The 7,837-nt window shown below is 56.9% G+C and carries 7 protein-coding genes and 2 pseudogenes; 7 read left to right on the plus strand and 2 right to left on the minus strand.

The window, feature by feature from the left end; genetic code table 11:
* The 4 genes and pseudogenes from FEM54_RS18525 to FEM54_RS18540 form a co-directional block, all read left to right on the plus strand.
* Nucleotides 1-271 (plus strand): annotated as a pseudogene (locus FEM54_RS18525) (M42 family peptidase); the annotation flags it as partial.
* 945 nt (nucleotides 272-1,216) lie between these two features.
* Nucleotides 1,217-2,596 (plus strand): iron-containing redox enzyme family protein, encoded by a 1,380-nt coding sequence (locus tag FEM54_RS18530; protein ID WP_138452402.1) that lies wholly within the window; start codon nucleotides 1,217-1,219, stop codon nucleotides 2,594-2,596.
* 19 nt (nucleotides 2,597-2,615) lie between these two features.
* The gene (locus tag FEM54_RS18535; protein ID WP_138452394.1) at nucleotides 2,616-3,593 is read left to right on the plus strand and encodes a methyltransferase; all 978 of its coding nucleotides are present in this window, start codon (nucleotides 2,616-2,618) and stop codon (nucleotides 3,591-3,593) included.
* Nucleotides 3,594-3,599: 6 nt separating this feature from the next.
* Entirely contained in the window at nucleotides 3,600-4,718 is a 1,119-nt protein-coding gene (locus FEM54_RS18540) for a carboxylate-amine ligase (RefSeq protein ID WP_138452396.1), read from the plus strand.
* Nucleotides 4,719-4,756: 38 nt separating this feature from the next.
* On the opposite strand, the gene FEM54_RS18545 is transcribed toward FEM54_RS18540, so the two are convergent.
* A complete protein-coding gene (locus tag FEM54_RS18545; protein WP_078828208.1) occupies nucleotides 4,757-5,011 on the minus strand; it encodes a metallothionein family protein in 255 nt (84 codons plus the stop codon).
* A 317-nt stretch (nucleotides 5,012-5,328) separates the two neighbouring features.
* A pseudogene (locus FEM54_RS18550) lies at nucleotides 5,329-5,487 on the minus strand (con-10 family general stress protein); the annotation flags it as partial.
* A 380-nt stretch (nucleotides 5,488-5,867) separates the two neighbouring features.
* Between FEM54_RS18550 and FEM54_RS18555 the strand changes: the two are divergent.
* The 3 genes from FEM54_RS18555 (at nucleotide 5,868) to FEM54_RS18565 (ending at nucleotide 7,754) form a co-directional block, all read left to right on the plus strand.
* Complete coding sequence (locus FEM54_RS18555) at nucleotides 5,868-6,128, plus strand: hypothetical protein (protein WP_073637678.1); 261 nt, start codon at nucleotides 5,868-5,870, stop codon at nucleotides 6,126-6,128.
* Between the two features lie 166 nt (nucleotides 6,129-6,294).
* A complete protein-coding gene (locus FEM54_RS18560; RefSeq protein WP_138452400.1) occupies nucleotides 6,295-7,179 on the plus strand; it encodes a manganese catalase family protein in 885 nt (294 codons plus the stop codon).
* A gap of 65 nt (nucleotides 7,180-7,244) precedes the next feature.
* A complete protein-coding gene (locus FEM54_RS18565) occupies nucleotides 7,245-7,754 on the plus strand; it encodes a ferritin-like domain-containing protein (protein WP_104993606.1) in 510 nt (169 codons plus the stop codon).
* Nucleotides 7,755-7,837: the final 83 nt, after the last annotated feature.

Below are 7,837 nucleotides of genomic sequence, written 5' to 3' on the forward strand. Positions count from 1 at the left end.
AATCATAAATACCGGCGACGAAAAGGGTTATTACACACGCGACATCGTGATGGCCTTAGCCGCAGCAGCAGAGCGCTGTGGTTACAGCCCTCAATATGCGTTACTCGTCGATTTTGCCTCAGATGCGAGCGCCGTATTAAGCAATGGCTCATCGGCTAGAGCGGGGTGCGTAGCAATACCTACCGAAAACACTCATGGTTATGAGCTGATTTTAGACGGCGCAGTTCGGGCTTGTTCGGCGACGCTTTGCGAGTACCTGATGACTTGCTAAAGGCAGGAAATGAACCCGGTGTGCGCTTCGATAGATTTGGTTTATCTACCCAACTTCCATGCGTTTATCTTAAAGCATCGACTTACCATATGATTTTACGCTTCGCTTGTTAATCGCGCCTTTCGTCGCCTTTCATTGAAAAAAAATAAACCGCTGAATAGTTTTTGGCTTCTTAATACTGAGCCTGTTCACTCAGACAGCCTCTAGGTATAACTCCTTTTTGCCCGTACTCAGTGCGGGCTTTTTTTCTATGGGTTTTATATGGCTAAAGAGTTACCAGCCAATGGCGAGCGCCCATCGAGCGGTTGTAGCCACCCTTATATACGTAAAGGTTATTATCTTGGCTTAAGCCCAGATGTTTATGTGTGTATGTATTGCGCAGAGCAACGAAAACCTGAGCAATGGGACAATTTTGAGCACCGACGTCGGCCACCTACAGGAATGCTTAATGATGTGGAGCGATAATAAGCTTTCGCTGGCCGGACCCTGTATTTGATCGTTCTGTGATGGTCAACTGCGCAACGATGCCGGCATAGCCTGCCAGCGTTTGACAGCGTCAGCCTTGGCTCAATGACGATGATCGCGTACCCCTGAGTAGATGAGGGCAAACCGATTCAGCAACTGGTGGCGCACGCTTCAGCTACCGCTTGAAGCCTTCCAAAATTAGCCGCCAAGGGTTAACCCATCACTTTGTCAGAACTTAGCGCATGCCGATGGAATTATTGCGTCGTGTGCGGCTCTTTCTGAATAGGACGCGCAAAAAAGCGCCCCCCGTAATAGGTGCCGGCAGTCGCTGGCGCTTGAAAAAAACAAGCGGATGGAGCCAGTCATGCGGGCGTTGCCCGGTTACTTAGTTTTTCTGTTTTGTCCCGTTGCTCTCGGGGTGTATTTGTCTACCGGTGGCCGTTGGCGGATATGCCTTGCACGCCACCAAAGGAGTCTCTCATGACTGTCTTTCAATCCCTGCTTAGTAGTTCTGACCAGAGGCTACGGGAAGGCCCACTGCGCAGCCAGTACCAGCGTCTCCTCACAGATTGGAACACGGAATCTTCCCAATGGGCGGCCGAGTTTTTGCAAGCGCAGTTGGACTGCCTCGGTCCCGTTGAAGACAATCCGCTGCCTACGTCGCCCGACCAACTTATGGATTGGGTGGTGCTCAACTGCTCTAGCGTTGCTCAGGAATACGCGCGTTACTTGCATGGTCGGATGCAAGGAGGCGGCCGCCGGTATTTTCTAAACAAAGCTCATGCCTTGTACTTTTTGCAATGCGTGGCACCCACCAAACAAGTGGACGGTGCCTGGCTATACGGTGTACTTGCGCACTGGCGGGACTACCGCTACGACGGGCTTTTGACCACTTATTTGGAAGAGCTCGGCGATGGTGAACCAATGCAAAATCATGTCGCGATATACCAGCGTCTGCTGGCCGAGCAAGGCTGCGACGGCGATTTCGCATGGCAAGACCAGCACTTTCACCAAGGCGCCATCCAGCTGGCATTGGGTCAAAGCGCCGAGTCGCACTTGCCGGAGATCCTCGGGTATAACCTGGGTTATGAGCAACTGCCGTTGCACTTGCTCATCTGCGCCTACGAGCTCAAGGAACTGAGCATCGACCCCTATTACTTCAGTTTGCATGTGACCATCGACAACGCCAGCAGTGGCCATGCTCGCCGGGCCGTGCAAGCGGTCCTGGCATTGATGCCGCGCGGGATGGACGCGCAGGAATATTGGCAACGGGTACGGCGGGGTTATCAACTGAACGACCTTGGACTGGGCTCTACGGCGGTGATCCAGGCGTTTGACTTGGAAGACGAGTTGGTGGCAATGCTTGAGCGCAAGCGACTGTTCGGCCAGCACATGCATTCGGATTACTGCCGCTTTGAAGGTAAGAGTGTCAACCAATGGCTGGCGCACCCCGGGCAGGTTCGCGGGTTCTTGCAGGCCCTTCAGGACAAAGGCTGGATCAAGCGCAACCGCGCCCCTGAAGACAGTCGTTTCTGGCAATTGATCGAAGGCGCGGGTGCCGCCATGTTCGGCGTGTTCAGCGGTTATGAAAAACAATTGCTGCGGGACTGGATCGCCGGTGACTGGCGTGATGCAAAAAGTACTGCGCACGCGCGCCCGGCGCGGCCCGTATCGCTGGACGCAAACACGCAAATGTTGGATGACCCTGAAACTCAGGCACTCCGTAAGGCACTGCTGGAGCCCGACGGCGAGCAACTGCTCTCCCTGTTATTACCGTGGCTGGGCCCTGACCGCCATCATCGGCCCGCCGGCTTGTTTGCCACCCGCCGTTTTATCGAATTACGCGCAGCTCTGCGCTGACTGACAAGGAGCCCTGCCAATGGTCGACTCACTGTGCCCAACGCCCTCCGGGTCATCGGCCCAATCGCATGCTGATCGGGTACTGCTCAATCTGGGCCGCCGCCTGCAGGCGCAGGGCTATCGCTTTATAACGCCCACACCGCTGACCCATCAACGGGTCATGGCGCGTTGGGATAATGCACCGGCTAGCGATACGCGCGGGATATTCGGTTGGTCGCGGCCCTTCGATGCTGAGGTTTTCGAGGCTGCCGAACGACAGGAACTGCAACAGGCTGAAATTATCGTCAAGACGCATGGCCGCTGGCGGAGCCGGGTGCGGTGGTCGAACCTGGGCCCGTTGCTGTTGGCGCATTCGGCGTTTCCGACAGAAGCCGCTGATGCGGTTTTTTTCGGCCCCGACACTTACCGCTTCGCCAGCGTAATCGAAGAGAGCTTGCGCCAACGCTTCGCGCCGATCCGCCGCGCCGTGGACATCGGTTGCGGTTCGGGCGCCGGTGCCTTGCTGGTGGCGCGCGCCCGGCCTGACGCAGAGGTGCTCGCGGTGGACATCAACCCAAAGGCGTTGCGCATGAGTGCGGTCAACGCCGAACTCGCCAACGCACCAAACGTCAGCGTATACCACAGTGATGTGCTCGACGGCGTTGATGGTCGCTTTGACCTGATCCTCGCCAATCCGCCCTACATGAAGGACAGTCAGCAGCGGTCCTACCGCCACGGTGGTGGTGAATTGGGCGAAGCGTTGTCGCTGCGCATTTTGCGCGAAGCGCTGCCCCGTTTGGAACGCGATGGCACTTTATTGCTCTACACCGGGGTGGCGATGGTCGATGGCCGCGATTTGTTCTTTGAATCCGCTCGCGGCTTGTTGAGTAGCGATGCTTTTGGCTGGACCTACCATGAGCTTGACCCGGACGTGTTTGGCGAAGAGCTGGAAAAACCAGGGTACGAGCGCGTCGAACGCATCGCAGCGGTGGCGCTTTCCGTTACTCGACTGAGTTGACTGCGTATGGATCGCACTCAGCGCTTTGGCATTGAAGAAGAATATTTCATTACAGATCTGCGCAGTCGGCGAATGCTCGCCGAGCCGCCAGCTCATGTGCTTGCGGCGTGCCGCGAGGTCATCGGCGATGGCTTCTCTTATGAGATGTTGCAGGGCCAGGTCGAAGTGGCGTCTCCAGTGTTTGACGACGCCGCAGAGGCGGCCACTTACCTGGGCCGGGTGCGCCGCGAGTTGAGCCAGGCGTTGGCCGGATATGGACTGGGGTTTATATGCAGCGGCGTACACCCATTGGCCGATTGGCGGGCGCAACGTGCTACGCCTCAGGTCCATTTTAAGCGCTTGTTCGAGGAGTTCCAGATCGTCGCGCAGCGCAGCGTGCTCAGTGGTCTGCATGTTCACGCAGAGATCCCGACGGGTGTTGATCGAATCGCAGTGCTGAACGAGGTGTTGCCCTGGTTGCCGATGCTGCTGGCTCTTAGCGTTTCATCGCCGTTGTGGCAGGGTCAGCCCAGTGGGTATTGCAGTTATCGGCAAGTAGTCTGCGATGAGTGGCCGCGCATGGGTATCCCTGAGTTTCTATCGGATGAGCAGAGCTTCGAGCAATACCTGGGCTTATTGAAACGTAGCGGGGCGCTGGCAAAGGATGCAAATGTCTGGTGGGGTTGCCGGCCCTCGTTGAGCTACCCGACGCTCGAGTTGCGCATGACCGACGCGTGCCCGCGATTGAGCGACGCGTTGGTCCTGGCGGGACTGTTCCGGATCATGATCAAACACGCCTGCCAGATGCCGACACCCGGCAGCCAATACAGCCTTGAACGTCTTTGGCTGCTTAAGGAAAATCGCATTCGCGCTCGTCGTTGCGGACATCATGGGTGCTTCACGCTGGCTCCGGACACCGAGGCAATATCACTTGAGCAGTGGCTGATTCTGGCTGAGCAGCAATTCGGCGAAACCGCCCGTGTGTTGGGAGAAGACGTCGTGTTCGACCACGCACGGCAAATGCTGCGCGACGGCAGCAGCGCCGAGCGTCAACTGCGCGTCTTTAGTGCACAGTCTTCGCCCGGACTGCAAGGCGGGCAAGCAGTGGTTGACCTGTTGTTGGAAGAAAGCCGGGAGAACCCGTGAAAGTGCTGTCCGGCAGATTGAAATCTGCGCTAAAAAAACTAAGGGGAAATAGGATCACTGGCGGGGAACGTTTCTTCGATAGCTTCATCGAGCTGGCTGTCGCTTATGGCACGCTCATGGAGGGTGACGCTCGATTCGCAATGGCAGTCAGCGGCCGGGCAAGGTTGCCCGTGTGGGTGCAGGTTGGCACACGCTTGACTGCAGTAGCGCTTTCCGTCCCGTTGATGGTCTGCCAAGGCGTCGCACTGACAAGTAGCGCAAGCGCATTGACCGAGATGGGTAGTGTTTGACATGGTATCTCCTTACTGCCGATCTCCTGGTTTAAGTTCCTGATTTTCATCAGCGCCAAGGAAGTTTTAATATAAAGATGGGGCCGTAGGCGTGGTTATATTATTGGCCTTGAGTTTACGTCAAAATAGGCTGCCGAGCAGGGGGCAACGGTGCTCCGAATAGTACAGAAGTGCTGCTTCTCGCCGACAGTCACCCGGTTTGTTTCGGTCAAGCGATCGATAAGGAGCTATCGACGGCGCCGGTATATCCGGTTACGCCGCTGTTATGAGCACGCCGAAACGAGCCTCAAAGGGCGGCGAGGCCGCCCTCTGTATGAGCACTAAGATCCCGACTTTCGGCCGCCGCCATGGCTGTGTTGACTGCCCTTGCGTTCTGCTTCAGACGCTTTCTCGCGGTCATTGGCAAAGTTTCCGCCCGATGATTGGCCGCCTTTTTTCCCGGCTTCGGAAGCTTTTTCGCGGTCGTTAGCAAAGTTACCTGGATTTTTGTTGGCTGGAGTCATGAGAGTTCTCCATTTACTAAGGTAGCGCTTCGTTAGTTTCCCATTTTCTGCAATGGGCATTTACTGGGATGTCGGTCGGCGAAAAAATGTTTTAAGAATTTTACCGGAAGGCGACAGGCGGTAGTTAATAATACGTATCTCACAGAGTGCCGATTCTGAGAGGGCGCTAGATATTAATTTGATGGCAGCCACCGATCGCTCCGCTTCGCTTAGTTGGCCTCACCCATACTTTTCGCTGAAGCTTGCACTTTTAAGTCGGCACGTCGGGAATACCTGGCCGTTCGTCTTTTACATGGCACCGCAAACTGCTGGGCGATACCAAATGGTTTCATACGTGTACACAGGAGAAGCTTGCTATGAATCATGACTCATCCAATGGTCAAGACCTGCCGCCGGAAAAATCGCCTGAGCCGAATGAGGATGGTTGCGTCCTGGGAACGGCCGGGCGCAACGAAGATCCGAACGCAACAACTGACTGGGACCACCCCGATGACACATCACCTGAACGGGCGCCTGAGGAGCCAGACGGTGGAAAAAATCAGGGTGTCACGCTTCCGCCCAACGGCACCCCTGGGATAGACACCGTTCCTTGCCCGCAGAACGACGACGGGAAGTGAGCCTACAAATGCTCTGGGCCACGGTTTCGCTTGATGCGCAGCACTCGACCGCTGGTCGCGCAGCAAAGGTTTATTTTGAAATTTATCAACAGGGAGGCGCCTCACAAAAAGGTAGGCAGCGCTCCAACCGGGCGCTGCCCCTTCTTAAGCCTGAGGAGATTTGTTCATGTTTCTACATAACAAGCGACTTCAATACACCGTACGTGTGGCCGAGCCTAATCCGGGCCTGGCCAACCTGTTGCTGGAACAGTTTGGCGGCGCTCAAGGGGAGCTGGCGGCAGCGTCCCGCTACTTCACCCAGGCCTTGGCTGAAGACGATCCGGGCCGCAAGGATCTGCTGATGGACATCGCCACCGAAGAGCTCAGCCATCTGGAGATCGTCGGGTCCATCATCGTGATGCTCAACAAGGGCGCCAAGGGGCGCATGGCCGAAGGTGTGGAAGGGGAGGGCGAGCTGTATCGCTCCCTTAACGGCGCCGGCAATGACTCTCACATCACCAGCCTGCTGTACGGTGCCGGTGCTCCATTAACCAACTCTGCGGGCGTGCCCTGGACAGCGGCCTATATCGACACTATCGGTGAGCCCACCGCGGACATGCGCTCCAATATCGCGGCCGAAGCCCGCGCCAAAATCGTCTACGAGCGGCTGATGAATGTCACGGATGATCCGGGCGTAAAAGAGGCGCTGGGCTTTTTGATGACGCGGGAAATCGCGCATCAATTGTCTTTTGAAAAGGCGCTGCATTCGATCCAGCCGAACTTCCCTCAAGGCAAGCTGCCGGGCATGCAGGAATTCACGCAGGTTTATTACAACATGTCCCAAGGCGCGGAAAGTATGCGTGGCCCGTGGAACCAGGGCGAAGAGTGGGAGTTCGTGGAAAGCCCGCAACCGGCGGTCGACGGTGGTGATGGCTTGGCCACTGTGCAACTGGATGCCGATGACGAAGCGACATTGAGCGCGATGAAAATCCGCACCGCCTCGGACGCGACGAGCGACCCCGTTACCGGCGCTGACCTGGGCTCGGGAATGCAACCTAAACCCGAAATTTGAAGCTTGGCAGCCGCACGCTTTCGGGCGTGCGGCGCCTGCCATTTTTTATCAAGAGGACTAACGACATGGCGACTCCACAGGAAAACCTGCTTGATTGGCTACGTGATGCCCATGCGATGGAGCAGCAGGCCGAAAAAATGCTCAAGGCGCAATCCGAGCGCCTGGAACATTACCCCCAGCTCAAGGCACGGATCGACCAGCACATTGAGGAAACTCTCGGCCAGCAGCAACTTATTGACCAGTGCCTGGCGCGTCTGGGCGGCAGCTCATCGACCCTGAAAGACATGGGGGGCAAGCTGATGGCGTTCGGCCAGGCAGTCGGTGGCTCACTGATGAGTGACGAAGTCATCAAGGGCGCGATGGCCGGTTACGTCTTCGAAAACATGGAAATTGCCAGCTACACGGCGCTTATCGCCGCTGCGAAAGAGGCCGGTGATTCGGAAACTCTAGCGGCCTGCGAAAAGATCCTGCCGCAGGAAATCGCCATGGCCGAGTGGCTGCTGGAGCACTTACCGGAACTGACGCAAGCGTTCCTGCGTCGCTCAGCCGACCCCGACAAAGCAGCCAAGCGCTGACGTAATGCGCGGCGCCCGACCGCCTGCGGCGGGCGCCTGTTCAGCGCAGGGTGGCACTGCGCGACGTTTTCACGGTCCATGGA

Source organism: Pseudomonas edaphica (genome assembly GCF_005863185.1).
Lineage (GTDB): Bacteria > Pseudomonadota > Gammaproteobacteria > Pseudomonadales > Pseudomonadaceae > Aquipseudomonas > Aquipseudomonas edaphica.

Bases quoted from the DNA above. Each gene is read 5' to 3' on its own strand.
- FEM54_RS18540 (WP_138452396.1), top strand. From the start codon at position 3,600: ATGGATCGCACTCAGCGCTTTGGCATTGAAGAAGAATATTTCATTACA.
- FEM54_RS18535 (WP_138452394.1), top strand. From the start codon at position 2,616: ATGGTCGACTCACTGTGCCCAACGCCCTCCGGGTCATCGGCCCAATCG.
- FEM54_RS18555 (WP_073637678.1), top strand. From the start codon at position 5,868: ATGAATCATGACTCATCCAATGGTCAAGACCTGCCGCCGGAAAAATCG.
- FEM54_RS18560 (WP_138452400.1), top strand. From the start codon at position 6,295: ATGTTTCTACATAACAAGCGACTTCAATACACCGTACGTGTGGCCGAG.
- FEM54_RS18530 (WP_138452402.1), top strand. From the start codon at position 1,217: ATGACTGTCTTTCAATCCCTGCTTAGTAGTTCTGACCAGAGGCTACGG.
- FEM54_RS18565 (WP_104993606.1), top strand. From the start codon at position 7,245: ATGGCGACTCCACAGGAAAACCTGCTTGATTGGCTACGTGATGCCCAT.
- FEM54_RS18545 (WP_078828208.1), bottom strand. From the start codon at position 5,011: ATGTCAAACACTACCCATCTCGGTCAATGCGCTTGCGCTACTTGTCAG.